The organism is Clostridium rectalis (assembly GCF_900626095.1).
In the GTDB taxonomy this organism is placed as follows: domain Bacteria; phylum Bacillota; class Clostridia; order Clostridiales; family Clostridiaceae; genus Clostridium_AS; species Clostridium_AS rectalis.
In genome coordinates this window covers 414,211-439,003 of the sequence record NZ_UYZZ01000001.1, presented here as the reverse complement: position 1 = coordinate 439,003, position 24,793 = coordinate 414,211, and the positions used below count along the sequence as shown (strand labels likewise).

Below are 24,793 nucleotides of genomic sequence, written 5' to 3'. Positions count from 1 at the left end.
TATAAATAATATTACATATATATTATTATTCTATTTCATTTTTTTATAATTTTTCATCTTAATATAAAAATATATTATCACCAAATATTTTTCTTAACTTCATTAATGTTGTATCCTAAACTTTGACTATACTTTTTATATGATATAAAATTACATGTAGAAATAAGAGGTGATAAATTATATGAATTTAATTTCTGTAGAAAATTTAAGTAAAAGTTATAGCGAAAAAATACTAATTAATAATATAGGGTTTGGAATAAATGAAGGCGATAAAATAGGTATTATAGGAGTAAATGGTACTGGAAAATCTACTTTGCTGAAAATCATAGCTGGTATAGAAAGCTATGATACTGGAACTATGCTTAAAAATAGTAATTTAGTTATAGAGTATCTACCTCAAAATCCAACATTTGATCAAAACGCTACAATAATTGAACAAGTTTTTAAGGGACACTCTGATATAATGAAAACTATAAGAGAATATGAAAATTGTTTAAGTTCCATTCAAAGTGATAGTAAAAATGAAGACTTACAAAAAAAACTTATATCTGTTACTTCAAAAATGGATGGATTAAATCTTTGGAAAATAGAAAGTGAAGCCAAATCTATATTAACTAGACTTGGTATAAATAACTTTAATAGAAAAGTAAAAAACTTATCAGGAGGAGAAAAAAAGAAAATTGCTCTTTGCAGTGCACTTATAAATCCATCTGATCTACTTATATTAGATGAACCTACTAACCATATGGATAATGAAATAATATCTTGGTTAGAAGATTATTTAAATAACAGAAAAGGTGCCTTAATTATGATTACCCATGATAGATATTTTCTAGATAGAGTAACAAATAAAATATTTGAACTAGAAAAAGGTAATTTACATATATATATGGGTAATTATAGTCTATTTTTAGAAAAAAAACTTGTGCGGGAAGAAATGTTAGAATCTTCAGAAGCAAAACGAAAAAATCTTTTAAGACAAGAATTAAAATGGATAAAAAGAGGAGCTAAGGCTAGATCCACAAAACAAAAAGCTAGAATAGATAGATTTGAAAAACTACAGGAAAATAAACCATTTACATTTGATCCCAAATTAGAGATATCTACAGCCAGCAGTCGGCTAGGAAAAAAAGTTATAGAACTTAAAAATATAAATAAGAATTTTGAAAATATCATTATAATTAAAGACTTTAATTATATTATTTTACCTAACGATAGAATAGGAATTGTTGGATCTAACGGTATAGGTAAATCTACTCTTATGAATATAATAAATGGTAACTTATCTATAAATAGCGGTACTATAGATATAGGTGATACAGTAAAAATAGGTCATTTTTCACAGCACTGTGATGAAATGGACAATAACTTAAGAGTTATAGAATATATTAGGGAAACTGCTGAATTTATTTCCTGTAAAGATGGTAGCAAAATTAGTGCATCTCAAATGCTAGAAAAATTTTTATTCCCGTCAGATACACAATGGTCTCTTATCTGTAAACTATCTGGTGGTGAAAAAAGAAGATTATATTTATTAAAAATTTTAATGTCTTCTCCAAATGTTTTACTTTTAGATGAACCAACAAATGATTTAGACATAGAAACATTAACAATACTAGAAGATTATTTAGAAAACTTCAATGGTGCAGTTATAGCTGTATCTCATGATAGATATTTTTTAGATAAATTTGCAGAAAAAATATTCCTCTTTGAAGGTAATGGAGTTATAAGTAAATTTACTGGCAATTATACAGAATGCTTAGAAAAAATAAAAGATACTTTAAATAAAAATACACTAATAGAAAGTTCCAATAAAGTTCCTACCATAACAAAAAATAAAGAAAAAGTTTTAAGATTCTCCTATAAAGAACAAAGAGAATTTGATGAAATTGAAAACATAATTGAAAGTATAGAAAATGAATTATTTACCATAAATGAAGCTATAGAAATAAATTGTACAGATTTTTCTAAACTTCAAGATCTTATGTTACAAAAACAATCCTTAGAAAATTCGTTAGAAGAAAAAATGGACCGCTGGGCCTATTTGTCTGAATTATACCAAAAAATAAAGGACCAAAACTTAAGATAAACTTTAAAACTAGCATTGACAATAAGTGCTAGTTTTATTATTCTCTATATTCAGAGCTTAAATATTTATTCAATATAAATTTAAAGTAAAAAATTTGTATTTAAGCCTTTTAATAGTTGAAATATGCAACTTTATATGCTATACTTCATTTTGAAAAGTAATTTGATTAATCGATTAATCTACCATTTATTTCAATTAATAGTGGGGGGAAATATTTATGGGTAGCAAAAAAGTTACGTTAGGATTAATTCCTAAAATTATTATTGGTATCATAATAGGTGTACTAATCGGTAAAACATGTCCGTCTGTTTTTATCAGAATTTTTGTAACATTCAGTTCTATTTTTGGTAATTTTCTAGGTTTCATTATTCCATTGTTAATATTAGGGTTTGTAACCGCAGGTATTGCTGAACTTGGTACTGGTGCTGGTAAACTTTTAGGTATAACAGTGGCTATAGCTTATGGTTTTACATTAATATCTGGTTTTTTTTCATATGGGGTAGGGAAAACCTTATTACCTTCAATAATAACAGCTGATACAGCTAAAAATATAGCTTCATCAGCTAAAGATTTAGAACCCTTCTTCAAAGTTGAAATGCCTCCAATTATGGGGGTTATGAGTGCTCTTATACTAGCTTTCTTATTAGGATTAGGCATTGCTGCTATTAATAGCAAACCTCTTAGAAAAATAGCAGAAGACTTTCAAGCAATCATTACAAAAGTAATTGAAAGTGTTATTATTCCTTTGCTTCCTATACACATAGTAGGAATCTTTGGGAACATGGCATATACTGGTCAAGTTTCCACGGTATTTTCTGTGTTTTGGAAAGTATTTTTAATTATAATATGTTGTCATTTTATTATACTTTTATTCCAATTTGCTATTAGTTGTTCTATAAGTAAAAAGAATTTATTTAAATGTTTAAAATTGCAGGTTCCCGGATATTTAACCGCTTTAGGTACTCAATCTTCTGCAGCAACTATCCCTATTAATATACAATGCTCTGAAAATATGGGTACTTCTAAAGGTATAAGAGAGTTTGTTATTCCTCTATGTGCCACTACTCATATGTCAGGTAGTACTATTACTTTATCAATGTGCGCAATGGCAGTTATGATGCTTAATGGTATGCCTGTAAATTTAGGAGCATTTTCAGGATTTATAGCAATGCTTGGTATCTCCATTGTAGCAGCTCCTGGAGTTCCAGGTGGTGCTGTTATGGCATCTCTTGGGGTTTTAGAATCTATTTTAGGATTTACTAAACCTATGTTAGCTTTAATGATTGCGCTATATATAGCTCAAGATAGCTTTGGAACAGCTTGTAACGTATCAGGTGACCAAGCAGTTGCAATGATTGTAGACAAAATACAAGACTCCTCTGAAAGTATTTCTGTAAATGTAGACGCTTAAAAAATATTTAAATTATAAAATTGATCACTAAATATTCCCCCATGTAACCACATGGGGGAATATTATAAGTTAAATAATTTAATACTTAAATTTGAAAATTTCATTTTTAAAATATAACCTATTTGTAAAAAAATAACACTATTCTAACCTATGTAAATGTACAACTTTTAATAACCATTTTTCTTGCTATTTGTTACACTGTCATTAAATTCCCTCTCTTCTATTGTTTGCACTATTTGATTTTTACTAAATTGATCTTGAGATTTATTTCCTTTAGCATTATAATTTTTCTTATTATTACTTTTAACTTCATCCTTATTTTTCATAATAATTCTCCTTTGTATTTTTTATTATCATTTCTATAGTATCCCTAACTTAAATGTTTTATTCTTATTTAAAACTTACAATTAAACTTTATGGTCACTATCCATTAAAAATAAATTTCATCATTTTTATACTTTATTTTTTATATTATCCACCTTATAATATCAAATTTCTAAGTAATATCATCACTTTTCCCTTTAATAATCATATATATAAATAAAGTTAATAAGATCCCACCTAAATGATATCCTTTGAATTAAGTAGATTATTATTATATAGTGTCACCTCCAAAATGCAACTAACATATAATATGAATATTAAATATAAGATTTATTTAGTATAGTATAAATTAAAATATTCTTTCTCTTTAAAAATTCAATTGTTTGTAGCATTGAAATTGTAACATTCTATTTTTTACAGTGCATATTTAAATTATATAGATATCATGATTTTCTATTTTAAATTTTTTGTTTATGAAGTTTTTATTACCTTCATATCATATAGGGGGGACTAAAATGTTAATTAAATTAGGAAGTTTACATTATATTTATCTAATTTTTATTGCTCTAATTATTGTATTTATGATTTTTAAAAAAGATATAACTATTCTTTGTTTAGTTGGTATATTTACTTTAGGTACTATTTCTACTAATTCTATTCCCTTAGCTATAACAGGAGTTTTTGATAGTTTGGCTTATGCTATAACTGAACTTATGGGTACAATACTTATAATTTCTGTTATAACATCTATGTCCATACTTCTTAATAAAACTGGTATAAATGAATGCATGGTAAAACCCTTTACTAAATTTATAAAAAATCCCACATCTGCTTATTTTATAATAGGTATATTTACAATGATTATATCATTATTCTTTTGGCCTTCTCCTGCAATTGCTTTAATAGGAGCTCTTTTTCTTCCAGCTGCCCAGAAAGCTGGCTTACCTGCCATAGGTGCTGCTATTGCTATGAGCTTATTTGGTCATGGTATCGCATTATCTGGAGACTTTATTATTCAAGGTGCTCCAAAACTTACTGCAGATAGTGCGGGAATATCCGTATCAACCGTAATTGCTGCTTCTATACCTTTAGTTATTACAATGGGCATAGTTACAACATTAATATCTTTTTTCATGTTAAAAAAAGAATTTAAAAATAAAACATTATCTTCACATAAAAATTACTCTAAAATAAACTCATCTGATGATAATAATTTAAAGAATTTATTAAATGAAAAAGAAAAAAATATTTTTTCTATATTAATAGGTTTCTTATTTATACTTGATATATATATTATGTATAAATTAAATCTCCAAGGTGGAGCTGCCACTGCATTAATTGGAGGAACTTCAATTTTTATATTAATTTCCATTTCGTTATATATAAAGAAAAGGGAGGCCTCCTCTTTAGTAATTTCATATATAGTAGAAGGTTTCATTTTTGGTTTTAAAGTATTTGGTCCTGTTATTCCTATTGCTGCATTTTTTTATCTTGGTGATACAGGTTTTATTAAAATATTTGGTGAAGTTCTCCCTAAAGGTTCTACAGGCCTAGTAAACGATTTAGGACTAGCTCTTTCGTCTACAGTTCCATTAAATGCTCCTGTAGGTGCCGCTACCTTAACTACTGTAGGAGTTATAACTGGACTGGATGGCTCTGGTTTTTCAGGCATATCTCTTACTGGCTCCATAGCAAAAATATTTGGTATTGCACTGGGAAAGGGCACTGCTACTCTTACGGCGTTAGGTCAAATTTCTGCAATTTGGACTGGTGGTGGAACAATTGTTCCATGGTCATTACTGTCCGTTGCTGCCATATGTAATGTAGATCCATTTGAATTAGCAAAACGAAATTTGATACCAGTAGCAATTGGCCTTGCAGTTACTACCCTTTTAAGTATATTTTTAATGTGATAAAAAAAATTTACTGATTTCATTAATAAAAAAAGTTAAAGGACTAACTTTCTAAATTAGTCCTTTAACAAAAGTAACTATTTACTTATCACATTCACACATATCTTTCATATCCATCATGGGATACATGGGTTTCATATTACATCCCATCATTTGATTCATAGGACACATCCCCATCATACCTTGCATATTACAACCCTGCATAGGTTGAGTACAGTTCGCTCCCTGCATGCATCCCATATTATTCTTTCCCTGTTCCATAGGTTTTTTCATTTGTGTCATTGGACATACTGGTTTCATGCACATCATATGGTGCATCATAGCCATCATTGGGCACATTGGCTTCATCCCCATCATATCCTTTATGTTCCACATTGGGAAAAGCGGCATCATGCACATACCCATCATTGGGCACATTGATTTCATTCCACCCATACCACATGTTTTCCCACTTTTCTTTTTTGAGCCCCTTAAGTAATCTTCCATAGCACACCTCTAATATAATTTTTAACTACATTACCATTATATGTGAGAGGTCATGTTTTGTTACCTATTTTATTCTTCAAATTTAAATCCTTTTAACTTATCCTTTAATATATCTCCTAAAGTAAATCCTTCTTCTTTGTCATTGTATTTATTTAACTGTTCAACCACTATATTATTAGCTTCTTTTATACTTAAGGACATTCTTCTTCTTTTCTTATCGATGTCCATAATTTTTACTTTAGTTCTATCTCCCACCTTAAGTACATCATCTAGTTTTAATACTCTCTCTTCTGAGATTTCATTTATATGAACCAATCCTTCTATTCCATCCTTTAGTTCTACAAAGGCTCCAAAATCCATTAGTTTAACTATAGTTCCTTCCAATACACTTCCTACTTTATAATTTTGTTCAACACTGTTCCATGGATCCTCACTTACATCTTTAAGTCCTAATGAAACTCTATTACTATCTTTATCAAAATCTATTATGTACACCTCTACACTATCTCCAACAGATAAAATTTCCGAAGGATTATTAACTCTTTTCCAAGATAAATCATTTAGATGTATTAATCCCTGTATCCCACCTAAATCTACAAAGGCACCAAATTTAACTATCTTTACTACCTTTCCTCTTCTTTTTTCTCCTCTTTTAAGTGATTTCCATAAAGCCTTTTTCTTATTTTCTATTTCTTCTTTTTCTACTTCTTTAGCAGATAATACTACCTTTTCTTTATCCTTAACAAATTCTATTATTTTTACTTTAAGATCTTTATTTAAATATGAAGTTAGGTTTTTAACAAATGAATATGAAATATGTGAAGCCGGTATAAATGTTCTTATTCCATCAACAAAAGCTAATGCTCCACCTTTAACAACTTCTGATACATTTACAGTAAATATTTTATCATTTTTAAAATATTCTTCTAATTTTTCTAACGTTTTAATTTTATCTGCCATTTTTTTTGATAGACATACATTTCCTTCCCCATCATTTACTTTTAAAATATATACATATATTTCGTCTCCTGGTTTTACTAAATCCTGTATTTCTATTTCTTCACTTTCACATAGCTCATTTTTAGAAATAACTCCATCTATCATATATCCTATATTAACTAGCACTTCATTTTGGGATATTGATATCACTTTCCCTTTTATAATGTCTCCTACATAAACTTTAGTCATTGATTTTTCTATTTCATTGATCATTTCATTCATTGATAATTCTTCCTTATTATTTTCCATAATCATCTCTCCTTATCTACGCATATAATTATTCAGTAAATTAAGTATATTATAACAAACTATTATATATTAATACAGCAATGCCCATATTTAAATTAAATATAAAAAAACTACTACTTTATTAAATCTTGAAACTTATCTTTATTATTATTTAAAACTCTTATAAATGCATCTACAATATATGGGTCAAACCAACTATATTTACATTCATTTAATCGGTTTACCGCATCCTCATAAGTACTCTTATTTCTATACAATCTATTTGTAGTTATTACATCAAATGTATTTATAACCGCAAGTATTCTTGCCAAATATGGTATCTCTTCTCCCTTTAATTTTTTTGGATATCCTGTTCCATTATATTTTTCATGATGATATAAAATTATAGGAATAATTTCTTTTAGTGATTTTATAGGTTTTATTATTTCTGCGCTATTTATAGGATGGTTTTTCATTATACTAAACTCTTCCTCTGTTAGCTTCCCTTTCTTATTTAATAACTCTTCTGATATATTTATTTTCCCTACATCATGCATATATGCTGCATATTTTAAGATTTTCTTATCTCTTTCATTTAAATTTAATTCTTCTTCCAAAAGTCCACAATACATTATCATTCTTTCTACATGACCATAAGTATAGTTATCTTTAGAGTTTATTACCCCTATTAAAGTTTTTATAGAACTTATAACCTCTATTTCATCATTAGTTATATCATTTTTTAATTCTTCTAATATAGAAGAATAACTTTCCACTCTATTTTTATTTAAAAATTTAGCTTTATATAAAGCATCATCTGCATTACTTATCAGCTCAACTTGATTTCTAGCTCTATATGGAAACACAGATACTCCTATTGAAACAGTTATCTTTCCATTAGGTTGATTTTCCTCTCCTTCAAATCTAAATTCTTCTATTTTTTTTCTTATATTTTCAGCTAAAATTAAAGCTTGTCTTTCTTCTGTCTTAGGCAAAATTATAGCAAATTCCTCTCCTCCATATCTACTTACCATATCATCTTCTCTAATATTATCACTCAATAATTTTCCTATATTTCTTAACACCTGATCTCCTTTTTGGTGTCCATAGAGATCATTATAGTTTTTGAAAAAGTCTATATCCATCAAAATCAATGATACGGAAGTGCTGCTATTTTTTGCATACTCTATAAACCTATTTAAATTTTCATAAAAATATCTGTGATTATATATTCCGGTAAGACCATCTACATTAGCCAAATACGACAATTTTTCTATATATTTTTTTTCCATTTTTCTATAATAACCCAATATCCAGGTTGTCAACAAAAATAGGATGGAAAGTATTAAATCATTTTCAAAATCTTCATTGATTTTAATTCCTGGCTGCCATATTAAATCTATAAATAATATAGAAATGGAGCATATTATTGAAATACAAAGTCCATATTTCACCCCTAATTGTATAGTGGATATTATTATTATGAAAAGAAATATAAATTTATAATGACTTTCATTTCCACCTGTATACATTATTAATATTATAAATATAATTACAAACATGAAGTTTTCAATATACTGAATCACTTTAAATGTTTTCATATTAAATCTTTTTAAAGAAATAAATGCCCATAATCCATAAATTCCACCAATAAATATAGTTAAAGTTACTATATTGTATAAATTTAAATATATACTATTATTACTATAATCTAAATTTTTTAAATGTTTTTTTAATAGTATTACCATACAAAACAGTAATAACAATAATTTAGTTATTACAGATATTTCATTCACACTTCTTTGTCTATATTGATCCATTTTATCCACTTTTCTCACATCCATAACTTTTCTGCACAATTATTTTATTAAAATTTACACTTTTATAAATATATATATATTATATATCTAAATATGCTAAAGATATAATAATTTAAAATTTTATATTTTTCAACCTTGTAATATAAAAAACGCTATATATAATTTCCTATAAACATTTTAATATTTTTAAATTTTATGAGCATAATATACTTAGAACAACTTATTTAATAAATTCATTGAAAGGAGATTTTATTTTATGGATGATAGAAATACTGAAGATAGAAAACCAGGTATATTAGGATATATAGTAAGATTTATATTAGTTGCCATTGTTTTGGCCATTACATCATTTTTCACTCCTGGTTTTAGTATAGTTGGTTTTTGGCCAATGCTTTTAGCTGCAGTAGTAATAACTGTTATCGATTTATTAATTGAAAACTATATGGGAATTGATGCCTCTCCTTTTGGTAAAGGTATAAAAGGTTTCTTAGTTGCAGCTATAATAATCTATATAACTCAATTTATAGTACCTAATATGCGTGTTTCTATAATTGGAGCACTTTTAGCATCCCTTGTTATAGGAATAATAGATATGATTATACCTGGTAGAGTAATGTAATCCTAACCCCCATGGAAAATTTCATGGGGGTTAAAATTTATTTAATATAAATTAAATTGACAAAATTATATGCTACGTATAGAATTATAGGAGTTTTTTACTATAATACTTTGCGAAGGAGATAAACATGATAAATTCATTTAATAATTTAAATAATTCTTTAATAGAGGGGTTAAAAAAAAGTAATATAACTAAACCTACATCTGTCCAAAATCAAGTTATACCTTTGGTATTTAAAAATAAGGATATTATTGCTGAATCAGAAACAGGTACAGGTAAAACTCTTGCTTACCTTTTACCTTTATTTGAAAAAATTAACACCTCTAAAAAGGAGATGCAAACCATAATATTAGCTCCAACACATGAACTAGTTATGCAGATACATAATGAAATTAAGCTTTTATCCAAAAACTCTAATATAAATATAAAATCTATTGCTATAATAGGTGAAGTAAACATTAAAAGACAAATAGATAAATTAAAAGAAAAACCTCAAATAATTGTAGGTTCTGCTGGTAGAGTACTTGAACTTATAAAGAAACGAAAAATAAGTGCCCATACTATTAAAACTATAGTAATAGATGAAGGTGATAGATTATTAGATGAAAATAATTTATTCCCTGTTAAAGCCATAATTAAATCTGTAATGAAAGATACACAACTTATGGTATTTTCCGCTACAATCAATGAAAAAACCATCAATACTGCCAAAAAACTAATGAAGAATCCAGAGATAATTAAAATAAAGAACACCACTATAATTAGTGATAATATTAATCACATGTATTTTATTTGTGAAAAAAGAGATAAAATTGAAGTCTTAAGAAAACTCTTATCTTCTATAAAAACTAAAAAAGCTATAGTTTTTATAAATAAAAACAGCGAGATACAATTAACAAATTCTAAACTTTTATATCATCACATTAATTGTTCTTCAATATATGGTAATTCATCAAAGGAAGATCGAAAAAAAGCCATAGATAATTTTAAAAATGGGAAAATAAATATTTTAATAGCTTCAGACTTAGCTGCTAGAGGACTAGATATAAAAGGAATAACCCATATATTTAACTTAGACATACCTGAAAATTCAAAAGAATATTTACACAGAGTAGGCAGAACAGGACGTGCTGGCAATATAGGAACTGCTATTTCAATTATTACAACCCAAGAGTTATTTTTGATTAATAAATTTGAAAAAGAATTTAACATAAATATTAAACCTAAAAAAATATACAAGGGCTCCATTATGGATTTACATGTAAAAAATTCGCATGTACCTCATACTTTTAAAAAACTAAAATAAAATAATTTAAGACTGTCTATATATAGACAGTCTTAAATATCTATTCTTATTATTCTATTTAAGAAACTATATACTTATCTATACAATCAACTAAGTCTCCTACTTCTGGTTTGCTTAACTGAGCATTTGCACCTACTGCCTGCCCTTTATGCCTAAGACTTTCAGTAATTAGTGATGAGAAGATTATCACTGGCAATCTCTTTAATATAGGATGCTCTTTTATTTTTCTAGTAAGAGTATGTCCATCCATTTGTGGCATCTCAATATCAGTAATTAGTAAATCAACGTCCTCCATAAACTTATCCTTTTTTTCATCCACTCTCTCATACAAATAATCTAATGCTAGTTTACCATTATTAAACAGTTTCAAGTTTTTAAATCCAGCTTTCGTAAGGGTGTCTTTTAATAATCTTCTTATTAAATCAGAATCATCTGCTAAAACAATTTTGATATGTGATCTATCCTTATAATTAACCTGAACAACTTTATCTTCGCTAATCCCCGTGCTAGGATTAATATCCGTAACTATTTTTTCAAAATCTAATAATAATATAATCTTTTTATCCAAAACAATATTCCCTATGACTAAAGAGTTTGCTGATATTTCATCTGGCTTAGTTATTTTATCCCAAGCAATGCGATGTACACCTACAATACTATCAATATTAAAAGCTACTCTAAGTTTATTAAATTCACATATTATGGTTTTAAACTTTTCTTTATACTCTTTTTTATTTTCTATTATATATTTTAAATCGATTAATGTTATTATTTCATCTCTACAAAGTATTAAACCAGCTATAGAAGGGGGACAATTCGGAAGTTTAGTTAAGTTATCTATGTCTACTACTTCTTTAACCTTGATTACATTAATAGCATAATGCTTATTATTTATAACAAATTCTAATATCTCCACTTCCCCTGTACCAGTTTCTAATAGTATTTTGTTTTGCACAATACCCACCACCATTTTTTAAATTTTAATTATTATTTATCATATATAATATTACTTACAAATACACCTATAAAATATGAAAAAACAATCATACCTAATATGTATATAGTACTTTGTTTAACATTGTCAAATGCTGAAAGTTTCAACAACAATCCCGGAAGCAACAATATCACACATACTACTATCACACGTATTTTTAATTTATTTTTCTTTTGCATTTATTTATTATATATCCCCCTTCCATATGCTCTTTAATAACATTTCCATTTCCCCTTTTAAAGGTTTTACTGGGTTAACTTTTGTTGAGCCTTTTAAAGAATTTTCAACTATTAACTCAAAGTTACCATAAAAATCATTTTTATCTACACCTAGTTCACTTAATGATTTAGGTATATTTAATAAAGAATTTAATGACATAACTTCCTCTATAAAATCATCTTTTCCTAGTCTTATTGCTAACTTACTCAGTTTTTCCTTAACTTTAATATTCCTACAGTTAAAATTGAGTACATAGGGTAAAACAATAGCATTAATTAAGCCATGACCTAAGTTAAACTTTCCTCCAACTGCATGGGATATTCCATGGGCCATTCCTAATCCTACATTAGCGAAGGCTAATCCGGCTAAGCATTGAAAATTATGCATTTTTTCTCTACTTTCTAAAGTTTTCTGTACATAAGATATAGGTAAATATTTTATTATTCCCTCAATTGCTCCTATAGCCATAACATCAGTAAAGTCATCCGATTTTTCATTTATATAACATTCCACGGCATGGGTTAACGCATCCATTCCCGTTTCAGCTACAATATTATCTGGCATTGTCATCGTTAAATTAGCATCTAATATGGCTAAATCTGGTATAAACGCCTCTGTTTTAAAACCTATTTTTAAATTCTTCTCTTTAAAAGTTATAACAGCAGATTTTGTTACCTCACTAGCAGTACCAGATGTTGATGGTATAAATATCAATTTAATTTTTTTTCTTTTTTTAGGTAATTCCAATGATAATATATTATTAAAGTTTATATATTTATTTTCGTATAAAATACTCATAACTTTTGCTGCATCCATAGCTGAACCACCACCAAGTCCTATAATTATACTTGGTTTAAATTCTTGCATTTTTTTTATACCCTGGGTTACATCCTCTTTGTCTGGATTTTTCTTAACTCCAGAGTACAAATAAACCTGGCATCTAATAGCTTTTAGTATTTTTTCTATTTTAGCTACAACTCCAGTTTTAACCATAGAACCTGCACCCGTAACTATAAATACCCTTTCTTCTTTAAAGTTTTTTAAATATTCTATAGAATTTATACCTGTTACTATTTTCTTTCCTCCAAAAATCAAGTTTTTCATTATAAATTCCTCCTAAACCACTATTAATCTATACCATATATTGGACAATATTATTATCTTTATTATATCATAATAATAAAATTATCTTATGATAATAAATTAAATAAAGACTTAGGCATTATGCCTAAGTCTTTATTTAATCATATATTAAATTTTAATTCATCTAAATTAAACACTTCTCATTTTAAAAACTATTTTCCTAGTAATCTGGGAAGAAACTTAATCTTTTTAGTTATACTTACTTTGTAATCATTGTCAGCCTTTAAGGCGTAATTAAATATAAGTTTATCTTGTTTAAATATATATAAAGTTCCTAGATTTTCGCCTTTTTTTACATTATAATTTATTTCTTTTGGTACTCTTGTTTTAACTGAATATTCTCCATTATTTTTTATAGGAATTATAATATCTTTATCACAAGTTAATCTTAAATCACTTCTACCTTGCGGTGCAGAATCTATTATTTCTCCTTTTGAATAAAATTTTTTATATTCGTAGTTTTTGCTTACATAATCATAGATTTTTGAAGTTTCTTTCCATCTGCCTGGGGCATTTAATACTACTATTATTACATCATTCCCTTTGACATTTACAGAAGTTACTAAACATTTACCTGCTCCTCCAGTATATCCTGTTTTTACTCCGTTAGCAGATGGAATCTGCCATAAAATTTTATTTATATTATGATAACTTCTTGTAAAATTGTATTTATTCGCTTCTACATCTTTTGAACTAACTATTTGATTAAATAATGGATGTTTCTTAGTTTCTGCTGTAACAATAGCCAAATCATATGCAGTAGAATAATGTTCCGGATCATCTAATCCATGTGGCGAATGAAAATGTGTATCAATAAGCCCTAAAGAAGCCGCATATTCATTCATTAATTTTACAAACTCTTCCACTGTGCCACTTATACCTTCAGCTATAGCTATGGCTGCATCATTACCAGATCTTAACATAAGTCCATATAAAAGCTCCTTTATGCTTATAGTTTCACCCTTTTTATATCCCACTGTAGATCCGTGTATTGAGGCTGATCTTGATGAAATTTCAACTTTTTTATCTAAATCTCCGTACTTTAACGCTACTAAAGAAGTAATTATTTTTGTAGTGCTCGCCATAGGCATTATAGTTTCAGAATTTTTTTCTTCAAGTACAACTCTTGAATTTGCATCCATGGCTATATAAGCTCTTGCATTTATGTTTAAATCTGTTTCCATTTTAACTTGTTTATTACTAGCCTTAACAAAATTTACAGGTAAAAATATATTTATAATTAAGGAAAATACAACTCCATAGATTATAGTCTTTGTTAATCTTTTCATTTTATCCACCTCTTTCTGCTTTATTTATTTTTCCTCAAATTTAATTTTATTACTCATGCATTAATTGGAATAAGTAAATGAAAAGGTATATTATTACATTTAACGGCTATAATATAGAATAATAAATAAGGACCGAGGTTAAATTTATATGATGTTAATTTTTTTAATTTTATTATTTGTAATCTTATTTTTTCCTTTTTCCATAAAAATTAATTTTAAATATGAAAAAAATAAAATAAGCGTTAAATTTTTAAAGAAAGAATTTAATTTAAGTACCAAAAATGGTTCTAAAGATATCTTAACCTTTAAACATCATATGGAAGAAATGTCTTCTAAAAAAAATATTGATGGTGATAATGCAAAAATCATAATGGAAAAATTTAAAAAAAATATATTTAAACCCAAATTAACAACTAATATAACTATAGGCTATGGTTTATCTGATGCTGCTATAACAGCTATCTTAAATGGTCTAATTTATAGCTTATATCCTTTTGTCTTTAATATTTTAAATTTCTTCTTTAATTTAAAACATATTGATTTAAAAGTTAATCCAGTATTTAATAAAGAATTTTTATATATTGAAATACAAGGTATAATTTTTATAAATTTAGTTAAAATTATTCATATAGGGTTATTAATATTTTTTAGTTTACATAGTCGAAAAAAAACATTAAAGGGTAGTAATGCCTTTTAATTTAGGAGGTAATTTAATGGAAAATCATCCAATTGAAAATTTAATGAAAAGTACTATGGAAAATATTAAAGGAATGATAGATGTTAATACCATTGTGGGTGATCCTGTAGAAACGCAAGATGGCTCTCTAGTTCTACCAATTTCAAAAGTATCTTTTGGATTCGCCTCTGGGGGTAGTGAATTTTGTCCTACAATAAACAATGACAATCCTAAATATCCTTTTGGTGGTGGTTCAGGAGCAGGTGTTACTGTAAAACCTGTTGCTTTTTTAGTAATAAAACCTGACTCTGTAAGATTACTACCATTAGATCAAGATAATACCTATGATAAAATTATAGATACTGTACCTCAACTAATAGATACATTTAAAGATATGTTTAAAAAAGATTCTTCTGAAAAAGAAAAGTGCAAAAATGAAAATAATTCATACAAAAGTGGAACTATAGAAGTAGAACCCTTAGAATAAGATAAAGGTATATAGTGCTAATAAAGCACTATATACCTTTATCTTTCCTTTACGCTATGATCATTTAATAAACTTTCTAAACTAGGCATTTGACTTAAATTTTCTAATCCAAAGTGTCTCAAAAACTCTTCAGTAGTTGCATAAAGTATTGGTCTACCAGGAACTTCTAGTCTTCCGCATTCCTTAATTAATTCTTTTTCAAGTAATGTTTGAATAGCCCTATCACTCTTAACACCTCTTATTTCATCTATATCTACCCTCGTTATAGGTTGTTTATAAACTACAATGGATAATGTTTCCAATGCAGCTTGTGATAAGGATTGTCTCACATTGGTTTTCAAAAGTTTTTGTATAAACTCACTATTTTTCTTTTTAGTAACTAGTTGATAACTTCCCTCTATTTCTATTAATTTTATTCCTCTATCATCCTCTTCATATTTATTAGTCATATTTTTTAATAATACATTCGTAAAATTTATGTCACACTCTATTATATTAGCTATTTCTTTTATTTTTAAAGGTTCTCCACTAACAAATAATAAAGATTCTATTACAGACATAAGTCTATTGTTTATAGAAACTTCTTCCATTTCTATTTGAGTTAAATTAATTTCCTTCAATACTTTCACTTCTTTCTATAAATATGTTCCCAAAATTCTTTTCTTGTAGCACTATTATAGTCTTTAATTTTATCATTTCTAATAATGCTAAAAAAGTCACAACTATTTCAATCTTGCTTGTACATTTTTTAGAAATATCTAAAAAACATATTTTCTTATCTTTTATGAGTATATGTTGCAATTCTAATATCTTGTCCTCAACCTTGTAGGTATCAATGGGTATTTCAGTGGATATACTATTTATATTAATTTTATTTTTATAATTTTTTATAAGCTCATTATAAATATTGTATATATCCAGCATAGAGATATTTTTTAATATCTCTTCATTATCTTTTACCCTTTTAATTTCTATTATTTCTGGTTTTTTTGTAAATATAATTCCTTCCTCTTTACATTGCTCTTTTAAAAAAGATGCAGCATATTTAAACTTTTTATATTCTATAAGTTTTGATATGAGAACTTTTTCTGGGTCCTCCTCTACTACTGCAGCGATTTCATCTGTATTACCTTTAGGTAATAATTCCTTAGATTTTATTTCTATTAAAGTTGCTGCTATAACTATAAATTCAGAAGTTATTTCTAAATCCATTTCTTTCATTGTATTTATATATGTAATATATTGATTCGTTATATGAGATATTTTTATATTATATATATCTAATTCATTCTTTTTAATAAGATGTAGCAACAAATCAAAAGGACCTTCAAAATTATCTATTTTTATATTAAGTGCCATTAAATCTCTCTCCTAATTAACTAAATAAATAGTTTTTACTTTTAAATTTATTATATGTGTATAATTATTTTAACATAATATTCTTTATTATATATTATAAAAAATTTTTATATAAGTCCAATATACATACTTAAATCACAAAAAAAATTATATGATAGTCTAATTTAGACTATCATATAATTTAATACTATATAGCATTATTGAATAAGTTTTTAATATTAAACTTAAAATTATCAATAAAGCTAGCCTTCTTTACTTCTCTATCACAATATACTTTCACTTTTCCAACCAATGCGTCATCTAAATATACTTCACAGTGTCCTACAACATCACCTTTATTATAATGTTTCTTATCTAAATTCACTACACACTTTTTAGAGATTTTATTATTAGTGCCTTTTTCTACTATACAATTTAAATTTTCACATGCCTTTGCCATAAAAAATTTATCTTCACTTTTACCTATCTTTATCTTTTCAACTGATTCATCCTTTTTAATTACCTTTTTACTCTCATATTTAGAAAATCCATAATTTATAAGTGAACTTGCTTCTTTGTTTCTAACTTTATAGGTTGGTGATCCCATTATAACAGAAAGCATCCTAACTCCATCTCTTACTGCCGTAGCCGATATACAATACTTTGCTTCATTTGTAAATCCTGTTTTAAGTCCATCACACCCTTTAAAAAACCTTACAAGTTTATTATGGTTTACAAGTCCAATAGGACTCTTTCTTCCCTCCGATATGGTTTCCATATAGGTTCCTGTATATTTAAGTACCTTAGGGTGCTTTAAGAGTTCCCTTGACATTATAGATATATCATAAGCAGTTGTTAAATGTCCTGGTTCAGAAAGTCCTGTGCAATTTTTAAAGGTAGTATTTTTCATTCCTAACTTTTCAGCCCTTTTATTCATCATGTTAACAAAGGCTTCTTCGCTTCCCGCTATATATTCTGCCATAGCAGTAGCAGCATCATTCCCTGAAGCTATAGCTATTCCCTTTAAAATTTCCTCTACAGTTCTTACTTCTCCTGTATCTAATAGCATACTACTATTTCCATTCTTACCTTTAAGTTTTGCATTTTCACTTACAGTTATTTTATCAGTTAATTTTATTTTACCGGAATCTATAGCCTCCATAGCTAAAAGCATAGTCATTATCTTAGTTACCGATGCTGGCGCTAATTTTTCATGTGGATTTTTTTCGAATATTATTTTACCAGACACTGGTTCCATAAGCAATGCTGATTGGGCATCTACTTTTATTTCTTCACCAGCGGCTTTAACCTTAATGGGTACTATAACGGCCTGGAATAATAATAGTAAAAATAAATTTAATGCTATTAACTTTACATGGATTTTTTTCATAGATAAATTCCTCCTTCCTTTCAATAGTATTTTCTCCTTTCTTTCAAAAATTTATCCATAAAAAACATGTATTAAACTTCATATTTGTTTATATTACAATTCAAAAAAAATAATAAAAGGTTTCAGAATACAGATTCCAAAACCTCTTTATTTATTTTAATATATTATATATAAGTGGAATATCCCCAGTAAATGTTTGTGATATTTTATAACTGTCTAATATTTCTCTCTCTGCTTTCTTAGCTTTTTGCATATCATTAGCATGGATATAACAAAGGATATCTCCTACTAATACTTTATCTCCTCTTTTTTTATTTAAAACTAATCCTACTGAAAGATCTATTTTTTCTTCTTTAGTAGCTCTTCCTGCTCCAAGTTCCATAGCAATTAATCCTATTTTTTCAGCACATATTTTTTTTACATAACCTTTTGTTTTACTTTTTACTGCTATTATATAATTAGCCTTTGGAAAGTTTTCTGTATTATCTATAAAAGATGTATCTCCTCCTTGAGCTTTTACAAACTCTTTTAATTTTTCTAAAGCTTTTCCACTTTTAACTGACTGTAGTAAAAGTTTTTCTCCTTCTTTAACTGTATCTGCCTTTTTAGACAATACCAACATATTAGCTCCTAAAGTAAGACATAAATGAAACAAATCTTTAGGTCCCTCACCTTTTAAAGTATTAATAGCCTCTTTAACCTCTAAAGCATTTCCTATAGCTAATCCTAAAGGTTGGTCCATATCTGATATTATGGCAACTGTTTTCTTATTTAAGTTCTTACCTATTTCAACCATCTCACTTGCAAGTTCAATTGCCTCCTCTTTTGTCTTCATAAAGGCACCTTGTCCAACTTTCACATCTAATACTATAGCATCAGCACCTGATGCTATTTTTTTGCTCATTATGCTAGAAGCTATTAAAGATATACTATCTACCGTGGCAGTTACATCTCTTAATGCATATAACTTCTTATCTGCAGGAGCTAAATTACCAGTTTGTCCACCTACTACAAGTTTTATTTTATTTACATTTTCTATAAATTTTTCTTCAGACATCTCTACTGAAAATCCTTTAAAAGATTCTAATTTATCTATAGTTCCACCAGTATGACCAAGACCTCTTCCTGACATCTTAGCCACTGGGACTCCAAGAGAAGCTACCATGGGCCCTAATACTAAAGTTGTAGTGTCTCCTACTCCTCCTGTACTATGTTTATCCACTTTTATACCATTTATTGAAGATAAATCAAGTACATCCCCTGAATTTGCCATAGCCATAGTTAAATCTGAAGTCTCTTTCTTACTCATTTTTTGAAAATAAATAGCCATTAATAATGCTGATGCTTGGTAATCAGGAATATTGCCGTTTGTATAATTATCCACAAAAAAATTTAGTTCTTCAGTTGTTAACTGTTCCCCATTTCTTTTTTTTAAAATAATATCATACATCCTCATAAATTTCATACCTCCTACTGCTAATTAATTTGACTTCATTTCAAATACTATTTCTTTTACTAAGTCTACAAATTTATCTTTTGACTTATTTGCAATTTCAACTACTTTGGCATGATCCAATGGCTCCAAATTATCTGCAATAGCCATATCTGTTATACATGAAATACCTAAAATTTTCATTTTCATATGATTTGCTATTATTACCTCAGGTATAGTTGACATACCAACTGCATCTCCACCTATTTTTCTTAGCATTCTAAGTTCTGCTGGAGTTTCATATGTTGGTCCCGATACTGCTATATATATACCTTCTTTAACTTTTATATTTAAATTATCTGCACAATCCTTTGCCAAATTAATTAACTCCTTATTATAAGCATTACTCATATCGGGAAACCTCGGTCCAAATTCTTCATAATTATTGCCTATCAAAGGATTATCCCCCATAAGATTTATGTGATCTGTTATTATCATAAGATCCCCCTGATTAAATCTTTCATTCATTCCTCCTGCAGCATTAGAAACTATTAATTTTTTTATTCCTAAATCATTTATAACCCTTATTGGAAAGGTAATGTTTTGCATATTATATCCTTCATAATAGTGAAATCTTCCATTCATAGCTAAAATTCTTTTTCCCATTAAATCTCCTATTATAAGTTCCCCACTATGCCCTAAAACCGTTGACGTTGGGAAATGAGGTATTTGTGTATATTTTATTACTTTTTTATTCTTTATTTCTTCTCCTAAACTTCCTAAACCTGTTCCCAATATTATAGCTATATCGATTTCACTATTGTCAATTCTATTTATATATTCTTTAGCCTCTCTAACTTTTTTAATTAGTTCCATAATAACATCATCCCCTTTAATTATATTGCCCCTATTATTTCACTAATCAATTTTATAAAGTTATTTTTCACCTTTTTAGAGGTCTCCATAACCTCTTCATGATTTAACGGTTGATCCAATATGCCTGCCGCCATATTGGTTATACATGATACTCCCAATACTTTAAGGCCACAATGCTTAGCCGTTATTACATCTGGAACCGTTGACATACCAACCGCATCTCCACCTAAGATTCTTATCATTTTTATTTCCGCCGGTGTCTCATAAGTTGGTCCTGTCATCATAGCGTAAACTCCCTGTTTTAAATTCACATTGTATTTATTACCAATTTCATTAGCTAGATTTACTAAATCCTTATCATAAGCATTACTCATATCTGGAAATCTTGGCCCTATCTCTTCCTCATTTCTACCTATTAACGGATTAGTAAACGCAAGATTTATATGATCTGTTATTATCATTAAATCTCCTGGAGTAAAGCTTTTATTTACTCCTCCTGCTGCATTAGTAACTATTAAAGTTTTGATTCCTAAATTTTTCATAATATGAATAGGTAATGCTAAAGATTCCATTTCATGACCCTCATAGAAATGTATTCTTCCTTGCATCATTACTACACTTTTACCTTTTAATCTACCAAAAACAAATTGTCCCTTATGACCCTTTACAGTAGATTTAGGCATGTTCGGAATATCCTCATACTTAACTACCTCTTTATTTTCAACACTTTCTGCCATATCTCCAAGACCTGACCCAAGTATTATTCCTATGTCAGGTTTGTTTTTTATCTTACTTTTTATGTATTTAACACTCTCACTTATTATTTCTAAATTCATAATTTTTCCTCCTCATTTGAAATTAACTATATATTATTAATAAACTACTATCTAAAGCATAAACATACAATTATAAACTTCTCTTATTCTATACATGCTTAAGCTCTAGGATGAGCTTTTTTATAAACTTCAGCAATCTTACTCTTTTTAGATATAGTAGAATATATCTGAGTTGCAGCCATATCACTATGTCCTAAAAGTTCTTGTACAGATTTTATATCAGCCCCATTTTGAAGAAGATGCACCGCAAATGAATGCCTTAATGTATAGGAATTTATAGTTTTATTTATTCCAGCTAATTTTGCATAATATTTTACTATTTTCCAAAAACCCTGTCTTGTCATTTTTGTACTTTTTAAATTTAAGAAGAGATAATCTAAATTATATATATTAAGATCTGGTCTGATTTTCAAATACTCACTTAAACATTGTATTGCATAGGATCCTATTGGGATAACTCTTTCTTTATTTTTACTTCCCTTACACTTTATGTAGCATAACTTTAAACTAACATCAAAAATAGTTATATTTAATAATTCGCTTACCTTTACTCCAGTTGCATACATAACTTCAAGCATGGACTTATCTCTTATACCTTTTTGTGTAGTTAAATCTGGTGCTTCTAATAGCTTATCCACTTCCTCTATGGAAAGTATTTGTGGTATATTCCTTTTTATTTTAGGTATTTCGTAATTTATAACAGGATTATCTTCTATAATCCCCTTTCTATTAAGATATCTATAAAAATTTCTTATAGATACTATATTTCTTACAATAGAAGAATTAGCCTTTTTTGATTTTTGCAACTCTTGTACATATGCCATTACAGTTATTTCCTCAATTGATAATATGTCTTCATCTCTTTTTACAACAAATTGACAAAACCTCTTTATATCTCTAGCATAAGCATCTAAGGTATTTTTACTTAATTTTTTTTTTCTTAAAAACTCTAAATAATTATTAATTAATTCATCCATAGATTATTCTCCTATCATAAACAAATATGTTTATTAGTATTTAATTCAACAAAAATAATGCAAAACCTTCAAAATTTTAAAAATTCATTAAAAATATATATATAATTATATAATATATTTTTATTTCTACTTAGTATATTGTATACCAAAATACTATTATCATAAACATTCATCTTCTCAATAAAATTATACAATATGTAGTCCAATATTTTAGGTAAAAACTGTCCAAATACCAACAATATAAAAAAGCATTTTAAAAACCTAATCACAATTTCTATGATAATGCTAATGCTTTTCATTTTACCACTTCCAATCTGTTATTTTAGCTTTTAAACTATAATTTTTAATATATTAGGTGTAATATAAGCCTCTATAACAAATCCAAAAAACATAGCAAAAAATATTACTAAGAAAGATACTGAATATGACATTACTTTAACTAATAAACCACTTGAAAGTTTATTGTTAATTCTCTCTCTTAAAAAATTCAAAGAAAACTCCATAGCTAAAACAGAAGAAAATATTATACAAGGCACATATATTATGTTTTGAGGTATGACTCCTAGCATAGCCATATTAAACCCCTTAATACCTACACTACTTATAACAAAACTTATAGTAAACCCTAATGTATATCCCTTTATTAAATCAATTATAAGTATAATAGGTATTCCTATCATAGTCATTCCTAAAAACCAAATTACTACTATAAAAGGAATATTACTTTTTATACTTTGAATAAGTATAAATCTATAATCTAAATCTTTTGTTGTTAAATACTCTCCAAAACTATTTAAATAACTTAAAAGGTCATTTTTATTAACAGATGGCATATATTTTACACTATATATTCCAAGTACTACTCCAGTAAATATAAATATGAGACTTATAACATACAGCCAAAAATTTAATCTTATATGATCACTAAAATTTTGTAAAAAATTATTCTTCCCCATTTATTCTCCCCCTTTTGTTTACTATCTTTTTATATTTATGATTTTTTTATAAAGTATATGAATAAAATATTAAGTATAAATTTTCAATAAACTTTATAAAAATGTTAAAATTGCACATAATACATAAAGAGGTGATAAAAATGAATTTTAAATATTCTATTATGACTTTATTATTAGTTTGTGCGTTCTCTTTGAATATAATGGCATGCTCAACTAATAATAAAACTGCACAAGAGTCCAAAAATAATACACAGCAAGCCCAGGAAAAAGGCACAGAACAAATGGACGAAAAAACTAAAAATCTCTCTCAAAGAGCAGAGAAAATTGCTACTGCTGTAGCTTCTATTCCAGGAATAAAAACCGCTAATGTAGTTATTTCTGAAGAAAGAGCGTTAGTAGGTGTCAACATTGAGAATAATGCCGAGGGAAAAATAACAGATGATTTAAAAAATAAAGTGGATACTAAAGTAAAAGAAACGGATACAGAAATTAAAACAGTAGCTGTTTCTGCAGATCCAGATGTGATTACCAGAATAACTAATGTAGGTAATGGAATTAAAGAAGGTAGACCTTTGTCAGAATTCGGAAATGAAATAGAAGAGATATTTAGAAGAATTATACCAAGTTAAAATTTATAACATAAAAAACTTCCTCTATTAACTTTAAAGTTAATAGAGGAAGTTTTCTTTTATAAAACATCTTCTATATCTATGGAATTAGAAAAAATGTTATTACTATAATTTTTATTGTTAATTAAATAACTATCTTCTCCCTGGTTTTCTTCCTCCATTTTTGATAATTTTTTATCAATGTCTTTTAAACTATAAGATATATTTTCCAATAATTTTAATAAATTTTCATCCATGACTTATACCCCTCTCTTTATTTTCTATAATTATACTTTCTATAAAAATGAAAAAATTCCTGCTAAAATAAAAATATTTTCTAAATATTTTTATTTTTCTGATGAGCTGTTAGAAAGTTT

The 24,793-nt window shown here is 27.3% G+C and carries 25 protein-coding genes; 8 read left to right on the top strand and 17 right to left on the bottom strand.

Annotated elements, in window-relative coordinates:
- The first annotated feature begins 181 nt into the window (after positions 1 to 181).
- Both EJL03_RS02025 and EJL03_RS02020 read left to right on the top strand, forming a co-directional pair.
- Positions 182 to 2,089 carry an ABC-F family ATP-binding cassette domain-containing protein gene (locus EJL03_RS02025; protein ID WP_125152298.1) on the top strand — a complete coding sequence of 636 codons (1,908 nt, stop codon included), beginning with the start codon at positions 182 to 184 and terminating at the stop codon, positions 2,087 to 2,089.
- A 217-nt stretch (positions 2,090 to 2,306) separates the two neighbouring features.
- Positions 2,307 to 3,500 carry a dicarboxylate/amino acid:cation symporter gene (locus EJL03_RS02020; RefSeq protein WP_125152297.1) on the top strand — a complete coding sequence of 398 codons (1,194 nt, stop codon included), beginning with the start codon at positions 2,307 to 2,309 and terminating at the stop codon, positions 3,498 to 3,500.
- Positions 3,501 to 3,667: 167 nt separating this feature from the next.
- Here the strand turns inward: EJL03_RS02020 and EJL03_RS15910 are convergent, their stop codons facing one another.
- Positions 3,668 to 3,826, bottom strand: coding sequence for a hypothetical protein (locus EJL03_RS15910; protein WP_164508974.1), 159 nt, complete (start codon positions 3,824 to 3,826; stop codon positions 3,668 to 3,670).
- Between the two features lie 513 nt (positions 3,827 to 4,339).
- Here EJL03_RS15910 and EJL03_RS02015 point away from each other — a divergent pair.
- Complete coding sequence (locus EJL03_RS02015) at positions 4,340 to 5,737, top strand: hypothetical protein (protein WP_125152296.1); 1,398 nt, start codon at positions 4,340 to 4,342, stop codon at positions 5,735 to 5,737.
- A gap of 81 nt (positions 5,738 to 5,818) precedes the next feature.
- Here the strand turns inward: EJL03_RS02015 and EJL03_RS02010 are convergent, their stop codons facing one another.
- From EJL03_RS02010 to EJL03_RS02000, 3 genes are all read right to left on the bottom strand, one after another.
- Positions 5,819 to 6,223 (bottom strand): hypothetical protein, encoded by a 405-nt coding sequence (locus EJL03_RS02010; protein ID WP_125152295.1) that lies wholly within the window; start codon positions 6,221 to 6,223, stop codon positions 5,819 to 5,821.
- A 69-nt stretch (positions 6,224 to 6,292) separates the two neighbouring features.
- Positions 6,293 to 7,471: a 30S ribosomal protein S1 gene (gene rpsA / locus EJL03_RS02005; protein ID WP_125152294.1), complete on the bottom strand. Its 1,179-nt coding sequence runs from the start codon at positions 7,469 to 7,471 to the stop codon at positions 6,293 to 6,295.
- Between the two features lie 113 nt (positions 7,472 to 7,584).
- Positions 7,585 to 9,279, bottom strand: coding sequence for a bifunctional diguanylate cyclase/phosphohydrolase (locus EJL03_RS02000; RefSeq protein ID WP_423243321.1), 1,695 nt, complete (start codon positions 9,277 to 9,279; stop codon positions 7,585 to 7,587).
- A 247-nt stretch (positions 9,280 to 9,526) separates the two neighbouring features.
- On the opposite strand from EJL03_RS02000, the gene EJL03_RS01995 reads away from it, so the two are divergent.
- Complete coding sequence (locus EJL03_RS01995; RefSeq protein WP_125152292.1) at positions 9,527 to 9,889, top strand: phage holin family protein; 363 nt, start codon at positions 9,527 to 9,529, stop codon at positions 9,887 to 9,889.
- Between the two features lie 127 nt (positions 9,890 to 10,016).
- Positions 10,017 to 11,195 carry a DEAD/DEAH box helicase gene (locus tag EJL03_RS01990; RefSeq protein ID WP_125152291.1) on the top strand — a complete coding sequence of 393 codons (1,179 nt, stop codon included), beginning with the start codon at positions 10,017 to 10,019 and terminating at the stop codon, positions 11,193 to 11,195.
- A 58-nt stretch (positions 11,196 to 11,253) separates the two neighbouring features.
- Here the strand turns inward: EJL03_RS01990 and EJL03_RS01985 are convergent, their stop codons facing one another.
- The 4 genes from EJL03_RS01985 to EJL03_RS01970 form a co-directional block, all read right to left on the bottom strand.
- Positions 11,254 to 12,150: a chemotaxis protein gene (locus tag EJL03_RS01985; protein ID WP_125152290.1), complete on the bottom strand. Its 897-nt coding sequence runs from the start codon at positions 12,148 to 12,150 to the stop codon at positions 11,254 to 11,256.
- Positions 12,151 to 12,182: 32 nt separating this feature from the next.
- Positions 12,183 to 12,368 (bottom strand): hypothetical protein, encoded by a 186-nt coding sequence (locus tag EJL03_RS01980; protein WP_125152289.1) that lies wholly within the window; start codon positions 12,366 to 12,368, stop codon positions 12,183 to 12,185.
- A gap of 7 nt (positions 12,369 to 12,375) precedes the next feature.
- Complete coding sequence (locus tag EJL03_RS01975) at positions 12,376 to 13,512, bottom strand: iron-containing alcohol dehydrogenase (RefSeq protein ID WP_125152288.1); 1,137 nt, start codon at positions 13,510 to 13,512, stop codon at positions 12,376 to 12,378.
- 191 nt (positions 13,513 to 13,703) lie between these two features.
- Positions 13,704 to 14,840, bottom strand: coding sequence for a D-alanyl-D-alanine carboxypeptidase family protein (locus tag EJL03_RS01970; RefSeq protein WP_125152287.1), 1,137 nt, complete (start codon positions 14,838 to 14,840; stop codon positions 13,704 to 13,706).
- A 148-nt stretch (positions 14,841 to 14,988) separates the two neighbouring features.
- Here EJL03_RS01970 and EJL03_RS01965 point away from each other — a divergent pair, with 148 nt between their 5' ends.
- On the top strand, positions 14,989 to 15,537 hold the full coding sequence (locus tag EJL03_RS01965; protein ID WP_125152286.1) for a DUF2953 domain-containing protein: 549 nt from the start codon (positions 14,989 to 14,991) through the stop codon (positions 15,535 to 15,537).
- A gap of 16 nt (positions 15,538 to 15,553) precedes the next feature.
- The gene (ytfJ, locus tag EJL03_RS01960) at positions 15,554 to 16,003 is read left to right on the top strand and encodes a GerW family sporulation protein (RefSeq protein ID WP_125152285.1); all 450 of its coding nucleotides are present in this window, start codon (positions 15,554 to 15,556) and stop codon (positions 16,001 to 16,003) included.
- A 38-nt stretch (positions 16,004 to 16,041) separates the two neighbouring features.
- Here the strand turns inward: ytfJ and scpB are convergent, their stop codons facing one another.
- From scpB to spoIIM, 8 genes are all read right to left on the bottom strand, one after another.
- On the bottom strand, positions 16,042 to 16,623 hold the full coding sequence (gene scpB, locus EJL03_RS01955; protein ID WP_125152284.1) for an SMC-Scp complex subunit ScpB: 582 nt from the start codon (positions 16,621 to 16,623) through the stop codon (positions 16,042 to 16,044).
- A complete protein-coding gene (locus EJL03_RS01950) occupies positions 16,610 to 17,362 on the bottom strand; it encodes a segregation/condensation protein A (RefSeq protein WP_125152283.1) in 753 nt (250 codons plus the stop codon). Before EJL03_RS01950 ends, scpB begins: the two co-directional genes overlap by 14 nt.
- 187 nt (positions 17,363 to 17,549) lie before the next feature.
- Positions 17,550 to 18,731, bottom strand: coding sequence for a D-alanyl-D-alanine carboxypeptidase family protein (locus EJL03_RS01945; protein WP_125152282.1), 1,182 nt, complete (start codon positions 18,729 to 18,731; stop codon positions 17,550 to 17,552).
- 151 nt (positions 18,732 to 18,882) lie between these two features.
- On the bottom strand, positions 18,883 to 20,187 hold the full coding sequence (locus EJL03_RS01940; RefSeq protein ID WP_125152281.1) for a pyrimidine-nucleoside phosphorylase: 1,305 nt from the start codon (positions 20,185 to 20,187) through the stop codon (positions 18,883 to 18,885).
- Between the two features lie 24 nt (positions 20,188 to 20,211).
- Positions 20,212 to 21,039, bottom strand: a complete 828-nt coding sequence (locus EJL03_RS01935; protein WP_125152280.1) for a purine-nucleoside phosphorylase — start codon at positions 21,037 to 21,039, stop codon at positions 20,212 to 20,214.
- A gap of 20 nt (positions 21,040 to 21,059) precedes the next feature.
- Positions 21,060 to 21,875, bottom strand: a complete 816-nt coding sequence (locus EJL03_RS01930; protein ID WP_125152279.1) for a purine-nucleoside phosphorylase — start codon at positions 21,873 to 21,875, stop codon at positions 21,060 to 21,062.
- Positions 21,876 to 21,973: 98 nt separating this feature from the next.
- Positions 21,974 to 22,852, bottom strand: coding sequence for a site-specific tyrosine recombinase XerD (gene xerD / locus EJL03_RS01925; RefSeq protein WP_125152278.1), 879 nt, complete (start codon positions 22,850 to 22,852; stop codon positions 21,974 to 21,976).
- Positions 22,853 to 23,181: 329 nt separating this feature from the next.
- Entirely contained in the window at positions 23,182 to 23,808 is a 627-nt protein-coding gene (gene spoIIM, locus EJL03_RS01915; RefSeq protein WP_125152276.1) for a stage II sporulation protein M, read from the bottom strand.
- A 140-nt stretch (positions 23,809 to 23,948) separates the two neighbouring features.
- On the opposite strand from spoIIM, the gene EJL03_RS01910 reads away from it, so the two are divergent.
- Positions 23,949 to 24,437: a YhcN/YlaJ family sporulation lipoprotein gene (locus EJL03_RS01910; protein ID WP_243108594.1), complete on the top strand. Its 489-nt coding sequence runs from the start codon at positions 23,949 to 23,951 to the stop codon at positions 24,435 to 24,437.
- A 59-nt stretch (positions 24,438 to 24,496) separates the two neighbouring features.
- On the opposite strand, the gene EJL03_RS15905 is transcribed toward EJL03_RS01910, so the two are convergent.
- On the bottom strand, positions 24,497 to 24,673 hold the full coding sequence (locus EJL03_RS15905) for a hypothetical protein (protein WP_164508973.1): 177 nt from the start codon (positions 24,671 to 24,673) through the stop codon (positions 24,497 to 24,499).
- Between the last annotated feature and the right edge of the window lie 120 nt (positions 24,674 to 24,793).

Excerpts from the sequence above, each read along its gene's own strand:
- EJL03_RS02025 (WP_125152298.1), top strand. The coding sequence starts at position 182 with ATGAATTTAATTTCTGTAGAAAATTTAAGTAAAAGTTATAGCGAAAAA.
- EJL03_RS02020 (WP_125152297.1), top strand. The coding sequence starts at position 2,307 with ATGGGTAGCAAAAAAGTTACGTTAGGATTAATTCCTAAAATTATTATT.
- EJL03_RS15910 (WP_164508974.1), bottom strand. The coding sequence starts at position 3,826 with ATGAAAAATAAGGATGAAGTTAAAAGTAATAATAAGAAAAATTATAAT.
- EJL03_RS02015 (WP_125152296.1), top strand. The coding sequence starts at position 4,340 with ATGTTAATTAAATTAGGAAGTTTACATTATATTTATCTAATTTTTATT.
- EJL03_RS02010 (WP_125152295.1), bottom strand. The coding sequence starts at position 6,223 with ATGGAAGATTACTTAAGGGGCTCAAAAAAGAAAAGTGGGAAAACATGT.
- rpsA (WP_125152294.1), bottom strand. The coding sequence starts at position 7,471 with ATGGAAAATAATAAGGAAGAATTATCAATGAATGAAATGATCAATGAA.
- EJL03_RS01995 (WP_125152292.1), top strand. The coding sequence starts at position 9,527 with ATGGATGATAGAAATACTGAAGATAGAAAACCAGGTATATTAGGATAT.
- EJL03_RS01990 (WP_125152291.1), top strand. The coding sequence starts at position 10,017 with ATGATAAATTCATTTAATAATTTAAATAATTCTTTAATAGAGGGGTTA.
- EJL03_RS01980 (WP_125152289.1), bottom strand. The coding sequence starts at position 12,368 with ATGCAAAAGAAAAATAAATTAAAAATACGTGTGATAGTAGTATGTGTG.
- EJL03_RS01975 (WP_125152288.1), bottom strand. The coding sequence starts at position 13,512 with ATGAAAAACTTGATTTTTGGAGGAAAGAAAATAGTAACAGGTATAAAT.
- EJL03_RS01970 (WP_125152287.1), bottom strand. The coding sequence starts at position 14,840 with ATGAAAAGATTAACAAAGACTATAATCTATGGAGTTGTATTTTCCTTA.
- EJL03_RS01965 (WP_125152286.1), top strand. The coding sequence starts at position 14,989 with ATGATGTTAATTTTTTTAATTTTATTATTTGTAATCTTATTTTTTCCT.
- ytfJ (WP_125152285.1), top strand. The coding sequence starts at position 15,554 with ATGGAAAATCATCCAATTGAAAATTTAATGAAAAGTACTATGGAAAAT.
- EJL03_RS01950 (WP_125152283.1), bottom strand. The coding sequence starts at position 17,362 with ATGGCACTTAATATAAAAATAGATAATTTTGAAGGTCCTTTTGATTTG.
- EJL03_RS01945 (WP_125152282.1), bottom strand. The coding sequence starts at position 18,731 with ATGAAAAAAATCCATGTAAAGTTAATAGCATTAAATTTATTTTTACTA.
- EJL03_RS01940 (WP_125152281.1), bottom strand. The coding sequence starts at position 20,187 with ATGAGGATGTATGATATTATTTTAAAAAAAAGAAATGGGGAACAGTTA.
- EJL03_RS01935 (WP_125152280.1), bottom strand. The coding sequence starts at position 21,039 with ATGGAACTAATTAAAAAAGTTAGAGAGGCTAAAGAATATATAAATAGA.
- EJL03_RS01930 (WP_125152279.1), bottom strand. The coding sequence starts at position 21,875 with ATGAATTTAGAAATAATAAGTGAGAGTGTTAAATACATAAAAAGTAAG.
- xerD (WP_125152278.1), bottom strand. The coding sequence starts at position 22,852 with ATGGATGAATTAATTAATAATTATTTAGAGTTTTTAAGAAAAAAAAAA.
- spoIIM (WP_125152276.1), bottom strand. The coding sequence starts at position 23,808 with ATGGGGAAGAATAATTTTTTACAAAATTTTAGTGATCATATAAGATTA.
- EJL03_RS01910 (WP_243108594.1), top strand. The coding sequence starts at position 23,949 with ATGAATTTTAAATATTCTATTATGACTTTATTATTAGTTTGTGCGTTC.
- EJL03_RS15905 (WP_164508973.1), bottom strand. The coding sequence starts at position 24,673 with ATGGATGAAAATTTATTAAAATTATTGGAAAATATATCTTATAGTTTA.